The organism is Pseudomonas sp. NFACC43, assembly GCF_900119645.1.
Classification (GTDB): Bacteria; Pseudomonadota; Gammaproteobacteria; order Pseudomonadales; family Pseudomonadaceae; genus Aquipseudomonas.
In genome coordinates this window covers 531083-549809 of the sequence record NZ_FPKK01000002.1, presented here as the reverse complement: position 1 = coordinate 549809, position 18727 = coordinate 531083, and the positions used below count along the sequence as shown (strand labels likewise).

The 18727-nt window shown below is 60.6% G+C and carries 17 protein-coding genes; 7 read left to right on the top strand and 10 right to left on the bottom strand.

Annotated features, from left to right (window positions below; all coding sequences use genetic code 11):
- Nucleotides 1-75 precede the first annotated feature (75 nt).
- Entirely contained in the window at nucleotides 76-2259 is a 2184-nt protein-coding gene (gene yccS / locus BT179_RS06455) for a YccS family putative transporter (protein ID WP_072390016.1), read from the top strand.
- Nucleotides 2260-2369: 110 nt separating this feature from the next.
- On the opposite strand, the gene BT179_RS06450 is transcribed toward yccS, so the two are convergent.
- On the bottom strand, nucleotides 2370-3107 hold the full coding sequence (locus tag BT179_RS06450; RefSeq protein WP_072390021.1) for a substrate-binding periplasmic protein: 738 nt from the start codon (nucleotides 3105-3107) through the stop codon (nucleotides 2370-2372).
- Nucleotides 3108-3363: 256 nt separating this feature from the next.
- Between BT179_RS06450 and BT179_RS06445 the strand changes: the two genes are divergently transcribed.
- Nucleotides 3364-3819, top strand: a complete 456-nt coding sequence (locus tag BT179_RS06445) for a GNAT family N-acetyltransferase (RefSeq protein ID WP_072390024.1) — start codon at nucleotides 3364-3366, stop codon at nucleotides 3817-3819.
- Between the two features lie 112 nt (nucleotides 3820-3931).
- Here the strand turns inward: BT179_RS06445 and BT179_RS06440 are convergent, their stop codons facing one another.
- The 3 genes from BT179_RS06440 to BT179_RS06430 are packed head-to-tail and all read right to left on the bottom strand — an operon-like array spanning nucleotide 3932 to nucleotide 6901.
- A complete protein-coding gene (locus tag BT179_RS06440; RefSeq protein ID WP_072390027.1) occupies nucleotides 3932-4228 on the bottom strand; it encodes a winged helix-turn-helix domain-containing protein in 297 nt (98 codons plus the stop codon).
- Between the two features lie 4 nt (nucleotides 4229-4232).
- Nucleotides 4233-4736, bottom strand: a complete 504-nt coding sequence (locus BT179_RS06435; protein WP_072430872.1) for a M48 metallopeptidase family protein — start codon at nucleotides 4734-4736, stop codon at nucleotides 4233-4235.
- Between the two features lie 41 nt (nucleotides 4737-4777).
- Complete coding sequence (locus tag BT179_RS06430; RefSeq protein ID WP_072390033.1) at nucleotides 4778-6901, bottom strand: putative bifunctional diguanylate cyclase/phosphodiesterase; 2124 nt, start codon at nucleotides 6899-6901, stop codon at nucleotides 4778-4780.
- 318 nt (nucleotides 6902-7219) lie between these two features.
- On the opposite strand from BT179_RS06430, the gene BT179_RS06425 reads away from it, so the two are divergent.
- From BT179_RS06425 to BT179_RS06410, 3 genes are all read left to right on the top strand, one after another.
- A complete protein-coding gene (locus BT179_RS06425) occupies nucleotides 7220-7888 on the top strand; it encodes a polysaccharide lyase family 7 protein (RefSeq protein ID WP_072390036.1) in 669 nt (222 codons plus the stop codon).
- Between the two features lie 250 nt (nucleotides 7889-8138).
- Nucleotides 8139-8807 (top strand): polysaccharide lyase family 7 protein, encoded by a 669-nt coding sequence (locus tag BT179_RS06420; RefSeq protein ID WP_072430873.1) that lies wholly within the window; start codon nucleotides 8139-8141, stop codon nucleotides 8805-8807.
- Nucleotides 8808-9457: 650 nt separating this feature from the next.
- A complete protein-coding gene (locus BT179_RS06410) occupies nucleotides 9458-9727 on the top strand; it encodes an I78 family peptidase inhibitor (RefSeq protein WP_072390042.1) in 270 nt (89 codons plus the stop codon).
- Between the two features lie 54 nt (nucleotides 9728-9781).
- Here the strand turns inward: BT179_RS06410 and fba are convergent, their stop codons facing one another.
- The 6 genes from fba to tkt all read right to left on the bottom strand — a co-directional run bounded on the left by fba (nucleotide 9782) and on the right by tkt (nucleotide 16181).
- Nucleotides 9782-10846 (bottom strand): class II fructose-bisphosphate aldolase, encoded by a 1065-nt coding sequence (gene fba / locus BT179_RS06405; RefSeq protein ID WP_053156043.1) that lies wholly within the window; start codon nucleotides 10844-10846, stop codon nucleotides 9782-9784.
- A gap of 272 nt (nucleotides 10847-11118) precedes the next feature.
- Nucleotides 11119-11451 carry an MliC family protein gene (locus tag BT179_RS06400; protein WP_072390045.1) on the bottom strand — a complete coding sequence of 111 codons (333 nt, stop codon included), beginning with the start codon at nucleotides 11449-11451 and terminating at the stop codon, nucleotides 11119-11121.
- Nucleotides 11452-11508: 57 nt separating this feature from the next.
- Entirely contained in the window at nucleotides 11509-11730 is a 222-nt protein-coding gene (locus tag BT179_RS06395; protein WP_072390048.1) for a hypothetical protein, read from the bottom strand.
- Between the two features lie 31 nt (nucleotides 11731-11761).
- Nucleotides 11762-12925, bottom strand: a complete 1164-nt coding sequence (locus tag BT179_RS06390) for a phosphoglycerate kinase (RefSeq protein ID WP_072390051.1) — start codon at nucleotides 12923-12925, stop codon at nucleotides 11762-11764.
- Between the two features lie 24 nt (nucleotides 12926-12949).
- Entirely contained in the window at nucleotides 12950-14035 is a 1086-nt protein-coding gene (epd, locus tag BT179_RS06385; protein ID WP_072390054.1) for an erythrose-4-phosphate dehydrogenase, read from the bottom strand.
- A gap of 148 nt (nucleotides 14036-14183) precedes the next feature.
- Nucleotides 14184-16181 carry a transketolase gene (gene tkt / locus BT179_RS06380; protein ID WP_072430875.1) on the bottom strand — a complete coding sequence of 666 codons (1998 nt, stop codon included), beginning with the start codon at nucleotides 16179-16181 and terminating at the stop codon, nucleotides 14184-14186.
- A 258-nt stretch (nucleotides 16182-16439) separates the two neighbouring features.
- Between tkt and BT179_RS06375 the strand changes: the two genes are divergently transcribed.
- Both BT179_RS06375 and metK read left to right on the top strand, forming a co-directional pair.
- Entirely contained in the window at nucleotides 16440-17435 is a 996-nt protein-coding gene (locus BT179_RS06375) for an ArsR/SmtB family transcription factor (RefSeq protein WP_072390060.1), read from the top strand.
- Nucleotides 17436-17454: 19 nt separating this feature from the next.
- A complete protein-coding gene (gene metK, locus BT179_RS06370; protein WP_072390063.1) occupies nucleotides 17455-18645 on the top strand; it encodes a methionine adenosyltransferase in 1191 nt (396 codons plus the stop codon).
- The last annotated feature ends 82 nt before the right edge of the window (nucleotides 18646-18727 follow it).

The window sequence follows — 18727 nt, the reverse complement described above, 5'->3', positions numbered from 1 at the left end:
ATGTGATCGCCGCCATTGCGTCGGCGTCATTACTGCCTCAATTTAGTGTCATTGCCCGTCAGGCCCGTGCATTTCATGTCATCGACCTCGTTCCGTCAGTCTCTGCGTCGCCTTTGGGCGTTGGATAAATTCAGTTATAGCGTGCGGGTATTCATCGCCCTGACCGGCAGCATGGCGCTGTGCTGGTACCTGGACGAAATGGCCCTGCTGATTCCCTTGTTCCTGGGCATCATCGCCAGTGCCCTGGCCGAGACCGACGACAACTGGCAGGGCCGCCTCAACGCACTGGCCGTTACCCTGGTCTGCTTCAGCGTCGCCGCATTATCGGTGGAGCTGCTGTTTCCCTATCCCGTGCTGTTCGTTATCGCCCTGGCCCTGGCGAGCTTCGGCCTGACCATGCTCGGCGCCCTGGGCGAGCGCTATGGCGCGATCGCCTCGGCCACCCTGATTCTTTCGGTCTACACCATGATCGGCGTGGACCAGCGCGGCGGCGCGGTCAACGACTTCTGGCATGAGCCCTTGCTGCTGGTGGCGGGTGCGGCGTGGTACGGCATGCTCTCGGTGCTGTGGCACATGCTCTTTTCCAACCAGCCGGTGCAGCAGAGCCTGGCGCGGCTGTTTCGCGAACTGGGGCGTTACCTGAAGCTCAAGTCGTCGCTGCTCGAACCGATCCGGCAACTGGACGTGGAAGCCCGGCGCCTGGAACTGGCGCAGCAGAACGGCCGTGTGGTGGCCGCGCTCAACTCGGCCAAGGAAATCATCCTGCACCGCGTGGGCAATGGTCGACCGGGTTCGAAGGTCAGCCGCTACCTGAAGCTGTACTTCCTCGCCCAGGACATCCACGAACGCGCCAGTTCGTCCCACTACCCCTACAACGCGTTGGCCGAAGCCTTCTTCCACAGTGACGTGCTGTTCCGCTGCCAGCGCCTGTTGCGCCAGCAAGGCAAGGCTTGCCAGGCCCTTGCCGAATCGATCCAGATGCGCCAGCCGTTCATCTACGACGATACCTTTGCCGAAGCCCTCGACGATCTGCACGCCTCCCTGGAACACCTGCGAATCCAGAGCAACCCGGCCTGGCGTGGCCTGCTGCGTTCGTTGCGGGCACTGGCAGCGAACCTGGGCACCATGGATCGCCTGCTCAGCGATGCCAGCAACCCCGACGCCCTGGCCGACGCCACCGACAGCAGCCTGCTGGATCGCTCGCCACGCAGCCTCAAGGACGTCTGGCTGCGCCTGCGCACCCAGCTCACGCCCACTTCGCTGCTGTTCCGGCACGCCCTGCGCCTGCCCCTGGCGTTGAGCGTCGGCTACGCCATGGTGCATCTGATCCACCCGTCACAAGGCTATTGGATCATCCTCACCACGTTGTTCGTCTGCCAACCCAACTATGGCGCCACCCGACGCAAGCTCGGCCAGCGGATCATCGGCACCGCCATTGGCCTGATCGTGGCCTGGGCACTGTTCGATCTGTTCCCCAACCCGCTGGTGCAATCGTGCTTCGCCATTGCCGCCGGGGTGGTGTTCTTCACCAACCGCACCACCCGCTACACCCTGGCGACAGCCGCGATCACGATCATGGTGCTGTTCTGCTTCAACCAGGTGGGCGACGGCTATGGCCTGCTGCTGCCGCGGCTGTTCGATACCCTGCTCGGCAGCCTGATCGCCGGACTTGCGGTGTTCCTGTTCCTGCCGGACTGGCAGGGCCGCCGGCTGAACAAGGTGCTGGCCAACACGCTGACCTGCAACAGCATCTACCTGCGCCAGATCATGCAGCAATACGCCGCCGGCAAACGGGACGACCTGGCCTATCGCCTGGCCCGCCGCAATGCCCATAACGCCGATGCCGCGCTGTCCACCACACTGGCCAACATGCTGATGGAGCCGGGGCACTTTCGTAAGGAAGCCGATGTCGGGTTCCGCTTCCTGGTGCTCTCGCACACCTTGCTCAGCTATCTGTCCGGCCTGGGCGCCCATCGGGGAACCGAACTGCCGGCGCAGGTACGCGAACAGTTGATCGACGGAGCGGGAGCGAAGCTGGCGACCAGCATCGATGAAATCGCCCAAGGCCTGGCGAGCAAAACCCCGATCGTGGTCCAGAGCGACGAGGAAGAAGCCCTGGCCAATGAGCTGGAGCAGATGCCCGATGAAATCGATGAAGGCCAGCGGCTGGTACAAACCCAACTGGGCCTGATCTGTCGTCAGTTGGGCCCTCTGCGGACCCTGGCGGCGCATCTGATCAAGGAAACTGACGAGGCTTGAGGCATACGGTGTCTGAGCGGGCCTCATCGCGAGCAAGCTCGCTCCTACAACGGTATGCATTCCAGATGCGGGAGCGAGCCTGCTTGGGACAAGCCATCAGTAGCCCGTCACTACATGCCATGTTGCTTCAATAGCCGCGCGTAACTGCCATCCGCCTTCATCGCCGCGATCTCCCGATCGAACCCCGCCACGATCTGCTCATGGTTCGGGTTCTTCAGGCTGACCAGGATATGCAGGCTGTTCTCGCTCAGTGGCTTGGGCAGGAACTCGACAGCGTTACGCACCTTGGCGGATTCGTGGGCCAGGTAATAACGGGCGACATATTCGTCTTCCAGGGTCAGCTTCACACGGTCGGCCGCCAGCATGCGCACCGCCATCGCGAAGTTGTGCACGGGGACTTTCTGCATCTGCGAGTCCTCGTCGAACGCCTTCGAGTAGGCATAACCACGAACCACGGCGATGGGATAGGCGTAGAGCTGTTGCAGCGTGTCGAACTGGACCGCAGCGTCCTTGCGCTTGAGAAAGCGCACCCGGTTAACCAGGTATTCGGCCGAGAACCGGCCGATATGGGTGCGTTCCTCGCTGTACCAGGCGTTGACCAGCACGTCATAACGACCCTCGCTGATGCCCAGCATCGCCCGGGCCCAGGGCACCTGCTCGAACTCACTGGCATAGCCGGCACGCGCCAGCGCGGTGCTGACAATGTCGGTCGCCAGTCCTCCATTGACCAGCGTGGAATCGGTAAAGGGGGGCCAGCCATCGCCGACCAGGCGCAGTTTCTGCCCAAAGGCGTCCTGGCCCACCCACAGCAACCCGATCAAAACAAGAGCTTGATGCAATCGCGGCATGCCAGACATCCTTGAAGGGTGCAAAGCCCGTGTTTTTAGCCGAAACTCAGGAACAGTCAGAAACCTGCGTCCTAACATTAGCTCATTGAAGCCGCTGCGCAGGCCTTGCCAAAAGATTACATAAAGGCGACAACGCCGTGATAAATGAATGATGGCATTTTGGCCTTTGTCACAGTTTTTTCGGTCGCGCCGATAAGCGACTTCCGAAGAAAGGGCGCTTAATATCGGCATCGGCTTCTTCAGGAAATTCAAAAAAATGGATATCGATTGGGTCTGCAAACACCACAGTGACCTGAGCAAGGAACAGCTGTACGCCATCTTGAAACTGCGCGCCGACGTGTTCGTGGTCGAGCAGAATTGCGCCTATCCGGACGTTGACGGCCTGGACCTGGCAGGCGACACCTGTCATTTGATGGCTTGGCAGGAAAACCACCTGGTGGCCTACCTGCGCTTGCTCGACCCCCACTCGCAGAACAGCGACGTGGTGATCGGACGCGTAGTGATCGCGCCAGAATCACGGGGCAGGGGGTTGGGCCATCAACTGATGGAACAGGGCCTCAGACACGCCGAGAAACACTGGCCCGGCATCCCGATCTCATTATCGGCCCAGGCGCATTTGCAGGGGTATTACGGACGGTACGGGTTTGAAGTGGTGGGCGTGGAGTATCTGGAGGATGGTATTCCACACATCGGGATGCATCGTCCCTGCTGACCTCTTCGCGAGCAAGCCCACGGGGGGGCTACGTTGTACCTCGATCGTGCGTCTGAAGATCAATGTGAAGGGCTTGCTCGCGATAGGGCCAGCCCAAGACATCACACCACCATCAGGGATACTCGAGCACCGCCTTGATCCGCTGCAGGTTCGCCTCGATCCAGCGCCGATCAATCGCCCCCCAATCACGGATCCGATAATGCCCGGCATGGTTGCGGGCGCCCTTCTCCTGTTCGAACTCACACACGATGTCCAGGTCCGCCAGCGCTGCGACGGTGTCCTGGGCCGTGCGTCGCGGCATGCCGGTGGCGTCGGTGAGCGCCGGAATGTTGCTGGCCACCCCACTATCGATCAGGTAGGCCACATACAGGCGGCGATAGAAACTGCTTTTGGTCTTGCTGACGTCCATCCGGTCATTCCTTGGCTGATTGCAGGTCGCGCCAGGTCAGGTATACCCGCAAGTCGAACTCCAACTGATGGTAACCCGGCAACATGTATTCACAGAGCTGGTAGAACGCCTTGTTGTGGTCGGACTCCTTGAAATGAGCCAGTTCGTGCACCACGATCATTTTCAGGAATTCGGGCGCCGCCTCCTTGAACAGCGAAGCGATGCGGATTTCCTTCCTGGCCTTGAGCTTGCTGCCTTGCACGCGGGACACCGTAGTGTGCAGCCCGAGGGCACGGTGGGTGAGATCCAGGCGATTGTCGAACAGCACCTTGTCGATGGCCGGCGCATTACGCAGATATTGCTGCTTGAGGTCCAGCGCGTAGCCGTAAAGGGCCTTGTCGCTCTGGATCTGATGCCGGCCGGGATAGCGCTGGTGCAGGTAATCCCCCAGGCGATCCTGGGCAATCAATTGCTGCACCTGGGCTTGCAGGGCCGCGGGGTAGGCCTGGAGGTATTTGAGCGAAATCATCGGTGGCAAGACAGTCGAAAAAGGCCGTCAGTGTAGCGAATTCAAGCCTGCACCGCGCTCCAGTCGAACGGTTTGGCGAAGACGTCGGTGTCTTCGGCCATCAAGGGCCGCGCTACGAGGAAGCCCTGCACATATTCACAGCCGTGGGCTTGCAGCCAGCGATATTGTTCCACGGTTTCCACGCCTTCGGCGATCACCCGCAAGCCCAACTGCGAGCACAGGTCGATCACCGAGGCAGCCAGGGCCGCATCCCGGGGTGAGTCCGGTAATCGGGCGATCAGGTGCCGATCCAGCTTGAGCGTATCGAGTTCGAGGTCGCGCAGGTGGGTCAACGAGCAGGGGCCCGAACCGAAGTCATCCAGCGCCACCCGCACGCCGAGATGACGCAGCAGGCGCAATTGCTTGTTGGTTTCGTCAGGGTTGCGCATCAGCGCGTCTTCGGTCACCTCGACTTCCAGTTGTCGGGGTTTCAAGGCATGGCGCTCCAGCACCTGGCGCAACTCGGTCACCAGGTTCGGCATGCCGAACTGGGTGCTGCTCAGGCTCACTCCCAGCACCAGGTCGTCGGCGAACAGCCGCTCCCAGACTTTGCGCTGGGCCGCGCTGCGATGGTAGATCCAGCTGCCCAGCCGGCTGATCAGTCGCGCCTCCTCCAGCAACGGCAGGAACAGGCCCGGCGGAACATCGCCGACGCTCGGGTGCTGCCAGCGCAACAGCGCCTCGAAGCCGCGGATACGTCCATCGCCGATGCTGACCTGGGGCTGGTAGACCATATTGAAGTCACGGTTCTCGATGGCCGAACGCACGCTTTCCTCGAGCATCAGCCGGGACCGGGCGCGCCCGTTCATTTCATGATCATAGAAACGGTATTGCTGGCGACCGGCACGCTTGGCCTCGTACATGGCGATGTCGGAAGCCCGCAACAGGCCATCCAGGTTGGCACCGCAGTCCGGGTACGTCGCGATACCGATGCTGGCTCCCAGGGTCACATCCATGCCTTCGATCTGCTGGCAGATCGAGACACGCTCGATGAGCTTCTCGGCAATCTTGGCGGCCTGCTCCGGGTGCTCCAGGTCCAGCAAGGCCGTGAACTCATCGCCACCGAGCCGCGCCAGGATGTCGAACGGCCGCAGGCACGCCTTCAACTGTTCCGACACCCAGCGCAGCACCCGGTCACCGGCATCGTGGCCCAGGGAATCGTTGACGCGCTTGAAGCCATCGAGATCCAGGTATAACAGCACCCAGTTGCTCTCCAGGCGCTCGCTGCGCATCAGCAGGTTCTCGGCGGTCTGATAGAACCCTCTGCGGTTGAGCAGACCGGTCAACGGGTCCGTGACGGCCTGGAATTCGAGTTGCTGGTGCAAGTGGCGGACCACCGACATGTCCTGGAGAGTCACCACCATGGCTTTCTGCTCCGAAGGCAACGGTGCGCAGGACAACGCCACCGACACCTGCTGGCCGGGAGCCGTACGCAATACCGCATCGTGCAGGCGCCAGGTCTGGCCTCGGCAATAAGCGACGTGGATGTCGGAATCGGCCCACTGGGGAATGTGCGGCTTCTGCAGATAGTCCAGGAACGGCGTGCCCTGCAATTGCTCGGCGGTGGCATTGAGCAGGCGACAGGCCGACGGATTGACGAAGCGAATGCAGCCGTCTTCATCCACCACCAGGATACCTTCCGCGGCGTTATCCAGCACCGAGGCGTTGAATGCCCGGGCCGCCTCCAGGTCCTGGCTCAGGCGCTGCAAGGCCCGTCGATTGCGCTGGTGCTCCAGCAAGGCGTGAACCTTGGGCTTGAGGATCTGCGGGTCGAAGGGTTTGAACAGGTAGTCCACGGCGCCACTGGCGTAACCCTTGATCACCGCATCCTGGGACTGCTCGTTGGCGGTCAGGAAGATAATCGGCGTAAGCCGCGTACGCTGGCTGCCACGCATCAGGCGCGCCACCTCGAACCCGTCCATGTCCGGCATCTGCACATCCAGCAGCACCAGATCGATGTCGTGTTCAAGCAGCAGATTAAGGGCCTCGACACCCGAGGACGCGGTCATGACCTGCCAATCCTGACGCTGCAACAATGCACGCATGCTGATCAGGTTTTCAGGGTAATCATCAACAACCAGAAGGACAGAGTTCTCTTCACCAAGCGTAGGTTGCACGCATTCCATGCTGCTTCTCTTATCGGGGCGCCATGTCCGTTTTCAGTAGCAAAACGGACAAATTACTGTGATCTCACTCTAGACCGGGTTTATGAAAAGCAGTAGCTGTCATCACGCCATCATCCTGACAAAGCCCGAAATAGCCGACTAACGGTCACCCGCCTCAGGCACAGAAACTGCAATAGACCTCAGCGACGCACTATTGACGTCAAACATCCGCCGAACAAACCACAAAAAGCTCATTCCGGTGTTATCAGGGCGCCCCGAACGCGCGGGTTAGAGCCTTCGCGGTGGCGTGCACATTTTTTTTAACGACAGGATCTGAACATGATTGACCTTAACACCTGGAACCTGAGCATCCCCGAAGGTAGCCCAGCAATCACCATCGAAACCCCACGCCTGGCGCAAGGATTCAAGGACCAGTACTTCAACGCCGAAACCGGTGTTGCGTTCTTCTGGGCTCCGGTCACCGGCAGCACGACCGCCAACGCGATCTACCCGCGCAGCGAACTGCGGGAAACCTACAGCGATGGCACCTTGCGCAACTGGCTGTACTCGGCGGCGGATAACAAGCTGCGCGCGACCCTGGCCGTCAACCAGGTGCCCAGCACCGGCAAGATCGTGATCGGCCAGATCCATACCAAGGACAGCAACAGCCCCATGGTCAAGCTGGAATACCAGTACAAGACCTACAGCTCCACGGGCAACATCGTCGCCAAGGTACGCATGCGTCCCGACGACGAAACAGGCCAGGTCATCACCATTGCCACGGGCGTGAAGCTCGACCGCAACTTTTCCTATCAGATTCACCTCAGCCCGAAGGGTGCACTGGGGATCAGCGCAGCGGGCTATAGCTGGCGAACCACCATCGACCCGAGCTGGAAAGTCAAACCGCTGTATTTCAAGGCCGGCGCCTATGTCCAGGACAACACCGGCTACACCACCGAAGGCGGAAAAGTGACGTTCAGCCTGCTGGAAATCCAACACAACATCTGACTTTCACGGGGCACAGCAGCAGGGAACGCTGCCTGTGCGAGGCGATCAAGCGACAGATGCCATAGGGCCATCGTTCAAAAAATTTTCAGTCTGACCGACCAACGGTCATGCTTCTCGGGCACAAAATCGGCCAGGGCCACTCTGACGGACAGGAAAAAGTCACCCCGCGCATCATCCAGTCATCTGAAAAGCTCGAATTAGAGGCTTCGGCTAGGTCTTGCAACTTTTTACTCTGTAGAGGGATCCGCACATGGTCGATCTTGCAACCTGGAACTTGAGCATTCCCGAAGGCAGCCCGCCGAAAACCATCGAAACACCACGGCTGGTGGATGGGTTCCAGAATAAGTACTTCAACTCCGAAGGCAGCAAGGTGTATTTCTGGTCGCCCGTCACCGGCACCAAGACTGAAAATGCCGTCTATCCGCGCAGCGAATTGCGAGAGACCTATAGAGACGGCACCTTGCGCAACTGGCTGTTCCCCGAGGCCGACAATAAATTGAGCGCGACGCTGGTCGTCAACCAGGTCCCCAGCAGCGGCAAGGTCGTGATTGGCCAGATCCACGCCAAGGACAGCAACAAGCCCATGGTGAAGCTGGAATACCAATACAAGGACGACAGCAAAACCGGGAATATTGTCGCCAAGGTGCGCATGCGCCCCGATGACGACGAGGGCCGGGTCATCACCATTGCCACGGGCATAGCCCTCGATCGGTCCTTTTCCTACCGATTGCACCTCGACCGCACCGGCGACCTTGGCATCACCGCCGCCGGGTATAGCTGGTACACCACCGTCGGCGGCGCCTGGCGCGTCAAACCGTTGTATTTCAAGGCCGGTGTCTACGTGCAGGACAACACGGGCTATACCAGCGAAGGCGGAAAAGTGACGTTCAGCAAGCTGGATATCGATCACAACACTTGATCGGGTGCTTTCGATAGACAGGTACCGTGTGTACGTCCATTGCCGCGATAACGGGGCTGCTGACGGTTCCGTTCTTACAGCGGGTCACTTTCGAAAAGCGCGAAAGCAACCAAAGCGCTTTTGTCCCACCACTCGGCACCTCGCCCAGGCTCGGTGCGCCCTCACTCCGGCCTTGCTCCGAGGACCCGCTGCGAAGGGCCATCCATGGCCCAGCGCAGCTATCCCATCATCCATGGCAGGATGCCCACTGCACAAAGCCTGCGTTCGGCCAACGTGGTTAACGGGCACCAAGATTAACGCCCAAAGTAAAGCTGGAGCGGCGATACGCTGCAAATGGGGAACAAGAAGAATCAATCCATCTTAAAATTTATAAAAACTGTCATTTCCTACAGTAGCCAGAGGGCACGCCCCTCCTAATGCTGTAATCACCCGGGCGGGTACCACAGACGCAAAGCCCAAATCCCCATAAAAAACTGTCATCTATGACAGTAGTTTCAAACAACTGGGCGCAGTAGCTTAGATTTGTACGGAAAGTCATCGAAAACCGAGGTCATGTTGTTCAACGCAGCATGACTATCGCGTCGTACAGACCATATAACGCCTGGGGCATTCCTTCGATGGAGGCCCCCATAAAAAGGAGTTTAGCTACCATGAGCCACAGATTATTCAACCTGGTATCGGCCTTGCTGCTCAGCACCGCCGCTCATGCCCAAGCCGCTTGCGATGAAACGCTGGTCAAGGATCTTGTCGGCAAGACATTCGATTCCAGCACAGAGAATGACGCCAAAGCCAAAGCCGGGGCAGATGCTGTAAGAAGCACCACTCCAGGTGGCATCTTTTTTACCAAGGATTTAAACAAGAATCGTCTCAGCATCACGGTGGATCAGGAAGGCAAGATCAAAGGCTTTACCTGCAGCTAAGCCAGCAATCATAAAAAAACCCGCATCACTGCGGGTTTTCTCACCACTGAAGCCTCAATTGACCTTGGCGTTCAACTCACCCTTCAGGTAACGCTGGTACATGCCTTCCAGGGAGATCGGCTTGATCTTCGAAGCATTGCCGGCGGTGCCGAACGCTTCGTAACGGGCGATGCACACGTCACGCATGGCGGTGACGGTGGCGCCGAGGAATTTGCGTGGGTCGAATTCGCTCGGATTGGTTGCCATCAGGCGGCGCATGGCACCGGTGGAGGCCAGGCGCAGGTCGGTGTCGATGTTGACCTTGCGCACGCCGTGCTTGATGCCTTCGACGATCTCTTCAACCGGCACGCCGTAGGTTTCCTTGATGTCGCCGCCGTACTGGTTGATGATCGCCAGCCATTCCTGCGGCACCGAGGACGAACCGTGCATCACCAGGTGGGTGTTGGGGATGCGCTTGTGGATTTCCTTGATGCGGTCGATCGCCAGCACGTCACCGGTAGGCGGCTTGGTGAACTTGTAGGCGCCGTGGCTGGTGCCGATGGCGATGGCCAGGGCATCGACCTGGGTTTTCTTGACGAAATCGGCGGCTTCTTCGGGGTCGGTCAGCATCTGGCTGTGGTCCAGCACGCCTTCGGCGCCGATGCCGTCTTCTTCGCCGGCCATGCCGGTTTCCAGCGAGCCCAGGCAACCCAGTTCGCCTTCCACGGAAACGCCGCAAGCGTGGGCCATGGCCACGGTCTGCTGGGTGACGCGCACGTTGTATTCGTAGTCGGTCGGGGTCTTGCCGTCTTCGCCCAGGGAACCGTCCATCATGACCGAGCTGAAGCCCAGCTGGATAGAGCGCTGGCAGACGTCAGGACTGGTGCCGTGGTCCTGGTGCATGCACACCGGGATATGGGGGAATTCTTCGATCGCCGCCAGGATCAGGTGGCGCAGGAACGGGGCGCCGGCGTATTTACGAGCACCGGCCGAAGCCTGGACGATCACCGGAGAGTCGGTCTTGTCAGCGGCTTCCATGATGGCGCGCATCTGCTCAAGGTTGTTGACGTTAAAGGCTGGAACGCCATAGCCGAACTCGGCTGCGTGGTCCAGCATCTGACGCATGCTGATAAGTGCCATTTGTGTGTCTCTCCCGGTCGAGGGTCGTTAATCGTGCCAGCCTGCCGGAGCGGCGGCGGCTATTCAAGTCATTGCGGGTCGGGGTTTGTCCCCGGCCTGCGTGTTCGGTATCGCTAAACCCAAATACTGACGCGATCCCTGTGGGAGCGAGCTTGCTCGCGATGAGGGTACATTCAACATTACTGTTACCTGGTACATCGCTATCGCGAGCAAGCTCGCTCCCACACTGGATCCGCTCCCACATTTGGATTTTCGTGGTCGGTTCAATCGTATTACTGGGCCTTGCAACCGCGTCCGATCAGATCATTGGTGGCGACCCAATACGCCAGGCCTTCCTCACCCTTGATATGGAACGCCAGCATGTCGTCACTGTACAGCGCACCCGACGCACCCGGTTCCTGCTTCAGGCGATACACCTGCTCGGCGCCGCCGAGGCGCACCTCGACAGCATTGCGGGTATCGTCGGTATAGCGCCAGATGACCTTGGCCTCGCTGTCGCAAGTCCAGGTCGTCCAACCCGCCACCGGTTCGGACGAATGCAACAGGTTCAACTGCGCGCAACCGGCCAGCAATGCCAACGCCATGATGGCGATAAAGCCTTTCATCCGTGTTCCTCGACTGACGGCACAGGCCGCCAGCCATGAGTTAAAGGGTCAGACCCGTCAAGGACAGCCATGTTCCTTGGCCGGGGTTTGCGTTTCGTATTTGTCCAGACCGTCCGGCCCGGAGCGCTTGTTCAGCACCGGGTTGGTTTCCGCCTGCCATTCCGCCTGGTAGCAGCCTGGCTCCGGCTCACGGGGAGCCGGCTCCGACGTAGCCTGCGGTTGACTCCCGCAAGCGGCCAGGGCCACGGTCGAAAACAAAAGCGCCCACGTCTTGACCATCAGAACACTCCTTTGCCCGGTCAACCTAACCTCAGGCCTTGGCCCGGCTTTCGAGGATTTCCACCGCCGGCAGCACCTTGCCCTCGACGAATTCGAGGAACGCACCGCCACCGGTCGAAATGTAGGAAATCCGGTCAGCCACGCGGTACTTGTCGATGGCCGCCAGGGTATCGCCGCCACCTGCGATGGAGAACGCCGGGCTTTCGGCGATAGCCTGGGCCAGGACCTTGGTGCCGTTGCCAAACTGATCGAATTCGAACACGCCCACCGGGCCGTTCCACAGGATAGTCTGGGAAGCCTTCAACAGCTCGGCGAAATTGGCCGCGGTCTGCGGACCGATGTCCAGGATCATGTCGTCTTCAGCCACGTCGGCGATCGCCTTGACGGTGGCCTTGGCGCTTTCGGCGAATTCCTTGGCGACCACGACGTCCACCGGCAGCGGCACGCTGACCTTGGCGGCGATTTCACGGGCGGTATCCAGCAGGTCCGGCTCGTAAAGGGATTTGCCGACCGGATGACCGGCGGCCGCCAGGAAGGTATTGGCGATACCACCGCCGACGATCAACTGATCGCAGATCTGGCTCAGGCTGTTCAGCACGTCGAGCTTGGTGGAGACCTTGGAACCGGCCACGATGGCGGCCATCGGCTTGGCGGGAGCGCCCAGGGCCTTGCCCAGCGCATCCAGTTCGGCGGCCAGCAATGGGCCCGCCGCCGCGATCTTGGCGAACTTCGCCACGCCATGGGTCGAACCCTCGGCACGGTGCGCGGTACCGAAGGCGTCCATCACGAACACGTCGCACAGGGCGGCATATTGCTGCGCCAGCTCGTCGGCGTTCTTCTTCTCGCCCTTGTTGAAGCGCACGTTCTCGAACAGCACGACGTCGCCGGCCTTCACGTCCACGCCACCCAGGTAGTCGGCCACCAGCGGCACTTCACGGCCCAGGGCGCGGCTCAGGTAGTCGGCCACTGGCTTGAGGCTGTTCTCGGCCGAGAACTCGCCCTCGGTTGGACGGCCCAAATGCGAGCAGACCATCACGGCCGCGCCTTTTTCCAGGGCCAGCTTGATGGTCGGCAGCGAAGCCAGGATGCGCGCGTCGCTGGTGACGACACCGTCCTTGACGGGGACGTTGAGGTCTTCGCGGATCAGTACGCGCTTACCTTGCAGATCGAGGTCGGACATCTTCAACACGGTCATGGGTCGCAATTCCTGGATAACTGTTTAGAGAGCAGGTTTTTTTGAAACAGAACGCTGGGAATCAGAAAGCGAAGTCGCCGCCTGCAGGTAGTGCCCGGCAACGTCCAGCATTCGGTTGGCAAATCCCCATTCGTTGTCGAACCAGGCCAGGATGTTCACAAGCCGAGGCCCGGAAACGCGGGTCTGGCTGGCGTCGACGATGGCCGAATGAGGATCATGGTTAAAGTCACAACTGGCATGAGGCAACTCGGTATAGGCCAGCAAGCCTTTGAGCGGGCCGCTGGTGGCGGCTTCGCGCAGGATCCGGTTGACCTCGGTGGCGTCGGTATCGCTCACGGTCTGCATCGTCATATCGAGGCAGGACACGTTGACCGTCGGCACCCGCACGGCTTTGGCCTGAATTCGTCCCGCAAGTTCCGGCAGCAGCCGTTCGATGCCTCTCGCCAGACCAGTGGACACCGGAATCACCGACTGGAACGCCGAACGGGTGCGGCGCAAGTCTTCATGGTGATAGGCGTCGATCACCGGCTGATCGTTCATCGCCGAGTGGATGGTGGTGATCGACACATATTCCAGGCCGACGGCCTGGTCCAGCAAGCGCAACAGCGGCACGCCGCAGTTGGTGGTGCAGGACGCGTTGGACACCAGCAGCTCTTCGCCGGTCAGGCAATCCTGGTTCACGCCGTAGACGATGGTGGCGTCCACGTCCGCTTCACTGGCCATCGGCTGGGAGAACAACACCCGTGGCGCGCCGGCAGCGAGAAAACGCTGGCCGTCTTCGCGGGTGTGGTAGGCGCCAGAGCACTCGAGCACCAGATCGACATCCAGGGACGCCCAATCGATGCCTTCGGGGGTGGCACTGCGCAAGACCTTCACGCAGTCGCCGTTAATATGCAGACAATCGCCCTCGACCCGCACTTCGCCGGGAAACCGGCCGTGGGTGGAGTCAAAGCGTGTCAGGTATTCGATACTGGCCATGTCGGCCAGATCGTTGATGGCCACAATCTCGAACCCGGCCTTGGCCCCTCGCTCGAACAACGCACGCAAGACGCAACGACCAATCCGGCCGTAGCCGTTGAGTGCAACTCTGTAGGGACGCGGTTGGGGCATGGGGTTCTCTGACCTGGTTGAATCCATTGAGGCAGTGTCGTCTGGGCCACCGCTATCGCGAGCAAGCTCGCTCCCACAGGGTCGGTGAAAACCCTTGTGGGAGCGAGCTTGCTCGCGATGGCGTCAGAACAGACAACCTGTTTGCGGATCAGTCTTCCAGCAGCTCTTCAGCCTGACCCAGGATGTTCTCCAGGGTAAAACCGAACTCTTCGAACAAGGCTGCGGCAGGTGCCGATTCACCGTAGGTGGTCATGCCGATCACGCGGCCTTCCAGGCCAACGTACTTGTACCAGTAATCGGCGTGAGCGGCCTCGATGGCGATCCGGGCGCTGACCTGCAGTGGCAATACCGACTGCTTGTAGCCGGCGTCCTGGGCATCGAACACGCTGGTGCATGGCATGGACACCACACGCACGTTGCGGCCTTGGGCGGTCAGCTTGTCGTAGGCCTGGACGGCCAGGCCGACTTCGGAACCGGTGGCAATCAGAATCAGCTCGGGCTCACCGATGCAGTCCTTGAGCACATAGCCGCCACGGGAAATGTCGTCGATCTGGCCAGCTTCACGGGCCTGGTGCTGCAGGTTCTGACGGGAGAAGATCAAGGCCGATGGGCCATCGTTGCGCTCGATGGCGTATTTCCAGGCCACCGCCGACTCCACGGCATCGCATGGGCGCCAGGTATCGAGGTTCGGAGTGCAGCGCAGGCTGGCCAGTTGCTCGATCGGCTGGTGAGTCGGGCCGTCTTCGCCCAGGCCGATGGAGTCGTGGGTGAACACATAGAGCACGCGCTTTTTCATCAGCGCCGACATGCGCACGGCGTTGCGGGCGTACTCCATGAACATCAGGAAGGTCGCGCCATAAGGCACCAGGCCGCCATGCAGGGCTACGCCGTTCATGATGGCGCTCATGCCGAACTCACGCACGCCGTAGTACATGTAGTTGCCACTGGCATCTTCGGCACTGACGCCCTTGCAGCCTTTCCACAGGGTCAGGTTGGAACCGGCCAGGTCGGCCGAACCGCCCAGCAGCTCGGGCAACAACGGGCCGAAGGCATTGAGGGTGTTCTGGCTGGCCTTGCGGCTGGCGATGGTTTCGCCCTTGGCTGCGACTTCGGCGATATAGGCCGAGGCCTTTTCGGCGAAGTCGGCTGGCAGCTCGCCACTGAGGCGACGGACCAGTTCATTGGCCAGCGCAGGGAACTCGGCGGAATAGGCAGCGAAACGCTGATCCCAATCGGCTTCGAGCGCACGACCTTTTTCCTTGGCGTCCCATTCGGCATAGATGTCGGCAGGGATTTCGAACGGACCGTGCTCCCACTTCAACGCGGCGCGGGTCAGGGCGATTTCCTCGGCGCCCAGCGGGGCCCCGTGGCAGTCTTCCTTGCCTTGCTTGTTGGGGGAGCCGAAACCGATGGTGGTCTTGCAGCAGATCAGGGTCGGCTGGGCGCTCTTGCGAGCGGTCTCGATGGCGGTCTTGATTTCTTCCGGGTCATGGCCGTCGACGTTGCGGATCACCAGCCAGTTATAGGCTTCGAAGCGCTTGGGGGTGTCGTCGGTAAACCAGCCCTCGACTTCGCCGTCGATGGAAATGCCATTGTCATCGTAGAAAGCGATCAGCTTGTCCAGGCCCAGGGTGCCGGCCAGGGAGGCGACTTCATGGGAAATACCTTCCATCATGCAGCCATCGCCCAGGAATACGTAGGTATGGTGATCGACCACGTTATGGCCAGGACGGTTGAACTGGGCCGCCAGAACTTTTTCGGCGAGGGCAAAACCCACCGCGTTGGCGAGGCCCTGACCCAACGGGCCGGTGGTCGTTTCGACGCCCGGGGTGTAGCCGTATTCCGGATGGCCCGGGGTGCGGCTGTGTAACTGGCGGAAGTTCTTCAGGTCATCGATCGACAGGTCGTAACCGGTCAGGTGCAGCAGCGAGTAGATCAACATCGAACCGTGACCGTTGGACAGCACGAAGCGGTCGCGGTCGGCGAAGCACGGATTGCTCGGATTGTGCTTGAGGTAGTCGCGCCACAGCACCTCGGCGATATCCGCCATGCCCATCGGGGCACCTGGATGGCCGCTGTTGGCTTTTTGCACGGCATCCATGCTGAGGGCACGAATGGCATTGGCACGCTCACGACGGCTGGGCATCGCTGATCTCCTGGGTTTTGAATAGACGAAACTGAAAAAAGGCGAGCATTTTCCCTCACCCACCCGCCCGGGGGCAATGACAGATAGTCATCCAGAGCGGTTTTTCCGGTGGATAAAGTCGCTTTCGCCAGGTGAAACCTTTCCGCTGATGAGCTGTAGAGTCGAGCGCGCTCCGGGAAGTGCCATTTATCGCTCAATATCAAAACTTTTTGATATTGAACTTGCGATGACATAACCCCCTGTCTAGACTGCCGCCCTATGAACTTACGTGCGCCTTCCCTTCAGCATAACGATAGCGATGAACTGGCGGCCCTTTGCAAGGCCGGTGGCGACCCGTTGCGCCTCAATGTGTTGCGCGCCCTGGCCAACGATTCGTTCGGCGTGCTGGAGCTGGCACAGATCTTCGGCATCGGCCAGTCCGGCATGAGCCATCACCTCAAGGTCCTCGCCCAGGCCGACCTGGTGGCGACCCGCCGTGAAGGCAATGCAATTTTCTACCGTCGCGCCCTGCCCCACACCGACCTTCTGGGTGGCAAGCTGCACGCGGCATTGCTGGAAGAAGTGGACGAGCTGAGCCTGCCGACGGACGTGCAGGCCCGCATTGCCCAGGTCCATGGGCAACGGGCCGCCGCCAGCCAGGATTTTTTTGCCCGGGTCGCGGAGAAATTTCGCGCCCAGCAGGACCTGATCGCAGGATTGCCGCAATACCGTGAAAGTGTCTTGGCGCTGCTGGACAAACTTAGCTTTGCGCCCGACGCCACCGCCATCGAGGTGGGTCCTGGCGATGGCGCCTTCCTGCCGGAACTGGCAAGACGCTTCAGCCAGGTCACGGCGCTGGACAACAGCCCGGCCATGCTCGAGCTGGCTCGCCAGGTATGCGAGCGCGAAACCCTGACTAATGTCAGCCTGCAATTGGCCGATGCCTTGAATGGTGTGAACCTGCAGGCCGATTGCGTCGTATTGAACATGGTACTTCATCATTTCGCCGCGCCGGCCGATGCCCTCAAGCACATGGCCGGCCTGCTGCAACCAGGCGGCAGCCTGCTGGTGACAGAGTTATGCAGCCACAACCAGAGCTGGGCCAGGGAGGCCTGCGGTGATCTCTGGCTGGGGTTCGAACAGGACGACCTGGCCCGTTGGGCCACCACTGCGGGCCTCGTGCCCGGGGAAAGCCTCTATGTAGGCTTACGAAATGGTTTCCAGATCCAGGTCCGCCATTTTCAGCGGCCGGCTGGTGACACTCACCATCGGTAACTTGTAGGAAAACATCGAGATGAGCGAATACTCCCTTTTCACCTCCGAGTCCGTGTCTGAAGGGCATCCGGACAAAATCGCCGACCAGATTTCTGATGCGGTGCTGGACGCCATCATTGCTGAAGACAAGTTCGCCCGCGTGGCGTGCGAGACTCTGGTGAAAACGGGCGTGGCGATCATCGCTGGCGAAGTCACCACCTCGGCCTGGGTCGACCTGGAACAGATCGTTCGCGACGTCATCCTGGGCATCGGCTACAACAGCTCCGAGGTCGGCTTCGACGGCGCGACCTGCGGCGTGATGAACATCATCGGCAAGCAGTCGGTGGACATCGCCCAGGGCGTGGACCGCAGCAAGCCGGAAGACCAGGGTGCCGGCGACCAGGGCCTGATGTTCGGCTACGCCAGCAACGAAACCGACGTGCTGATGCCCGCCCCGATCACGTTCTCGCACCAATTGGTGCAACGCCAGGCCGAGGCACGCAAGTCCGGCCTGCTGCCATGGCTGCGTCCGGATGCCAAGTCTCAGGTCACGTGCCGCTACGAAAATGGCAAGGTGGTCGGCATCGACGCCATCGTGCTGTCGACCCAGCACAACCCGGAAGTCTCCTACAAAGACCTGCGCGAAGGCGTGATGGAACTGATCGTCAAGCACGTAGTGCCTGCCGAGCTGCTGAACAAGGACACCCAGTTCCACATCAACCCGACCGGCAACTTCATCATCGGTGGCCCGGTGGGCGACTGCGGCCTGACTGGTCGCAAGATCATCGTCGACAGCTACGGCGGCATGGCCCGTCACGGTGGCGGCGCGTTCTCCGGCAAGGATCCTTCGAAGGTTGACCGCTCTGCCGCCTATGCCGGTCGCTACGTGGCCAAGAACATCGTGGCCGCCGGCCTGGCCGAGCGCTGCGAGATCCAGGTGTCGTACGCCATCGGCGTCGCTCAGCCGACTTCGATCTCGTTGAACACCTTCGGCACCGGCAAGATCGGCGACGACAAGATCATCAAGCTGGTACGCGAAGTGTTCGACCTGCGTCCATACGCCATCACCACAATGCTCGACCTGCTGCATCCGATGTACCAGGAGACTGCGGCCTACGGTCACTTCGGCCGCACACCGCAGACCAAGACAGTCGATGGCGATACCTTCACCACCTTCACCTGGGAAAAGACCGACCGCGCCGACGCTCTGCGCGCCGCTGCCGGCCTGTAATACCCCGCAGCCATGAAAAAGCCCCTGGCGATCCGGTCGCCAGGGGCTTTTTCATCAAAAAATCAAAGTCAGGCGCCGTTCC

Bases quoted from the DNA above. Each gene is read 5' to 3' on its own strand.
- yccS (WP_072390016.1), top strand. From the start codon at position 76: ATGTCATCGACCTCGTTCCGTCAGTCTCTGCGTCGCCTTTGGGCGTTG.
- BT179_RS06450 (WP_072390021.1), bottom strand. From the start codon at position 3,107: ATGCCGCGATTGCATCAAGCTCTTGTTTTGATCGGGTTGCTGTGGGTG.
- BT179_RS06445 (WP_072390024.1), top strand. From the start codon at position 3,364: ATGGATATCGATTGGGTCTGCAAACACCACAGTGACCTGAGCAAGGAA.
- BT179_RS06440 (WP_072390027.1), bottom strand. From the start codon at position 4,228: ATGGACGTCAGCAAGACCAAAAGCAGTTTCTATCGCCGCCTGTATGTG.
- BT179_RS06435 (WP_072430872.1), bottom strand. From the start codon at position 4,736: ATGATTTCGCTCAAATACCTCCAGGCCTACCCCGCGGCCCTGCAAGCC.
- BT179_RS06430 (WP_072390033.1), bottom strand. From the start codon at position 6,901: ATGGAATGCGTGCAACCTACGCTTGGTGAAGAGAACTCTGTCCTTCTG.
- BT179_RS06425 (WP_072390036.1), top strand. From the start codon at position 7,220: ATGATTGACCTTAACACCTGGAACCTGAGCATCCCCGAAGGTAGCCCA.
- BT179_RS06420 (WP_072430873.1), top strand. From the start codon at position 8,139: ATGGTCGATCTTGCAACCTGGAACTTGAGCATTCCCGAAGGCAGCCCG.
- BT179_RS06410 (WP_072390042.1), top strand. From the start codon at position 9,458: ATGAGCCACAGATTATTCAACCTGGTATCGGCCTTGCTGCTCAGCACC.
- fba (WP_053156043.1), bottom strand. From the start codon at position 10,846: ATGGCACTTATCAGCATGCGTCAGATGCTGGACCACGCAGCCGAGTTC.
- BT179_RS06400 (WP_072390045.1), bottom strand. From the start codon at position 11,451: ATGAAAGGCTTTATCGCCATCATGGCGTTGGCATTGCTGGCCGGTTGC.
- BT179_RS06395 (WP_072390048.1), bottom strand. From the start codon at position 11,730: ATGGTCAAGACGTGGGCGCTTTTGTTTTCGACCGTGGCCCTGGCCGCT.
- BT179_RS06390 (WP_072390051.1), bottom strand. From the start codon at position 12,925: ATGACCGTGTTGAAGATGTCCGACCTCGATCTGCAAGGTAAGCGCGTA.
- epd (WP_072390054.1), bottom strand. From the start codon at position 14,035: ATGCCCCAACCGCGTCCCTACAGAGTTGCACTCAACGGCTACGGCCGG.
- tkt (WP_072430875.1), bottom strand. From the start codon at position 16,181: ATGCCCAGCCGTCGTGAGCGTGCCAATGCCATTCGTGCCCTCAGCATG.
- BT179_RS06375 (WP_072390060.1), top strand. From the start codon at position 16,440: ATGAACTTACGTGCGCCTTCCCTTCAGCATAACGATAGCGATGAACTG.
- metK (WP_072390063.1), top strand. From the start codon at position 17,455: ATGAGCGAATACTCCCTTTTCACCTCCGAGTCCGTGTCTGAAGGGCAT.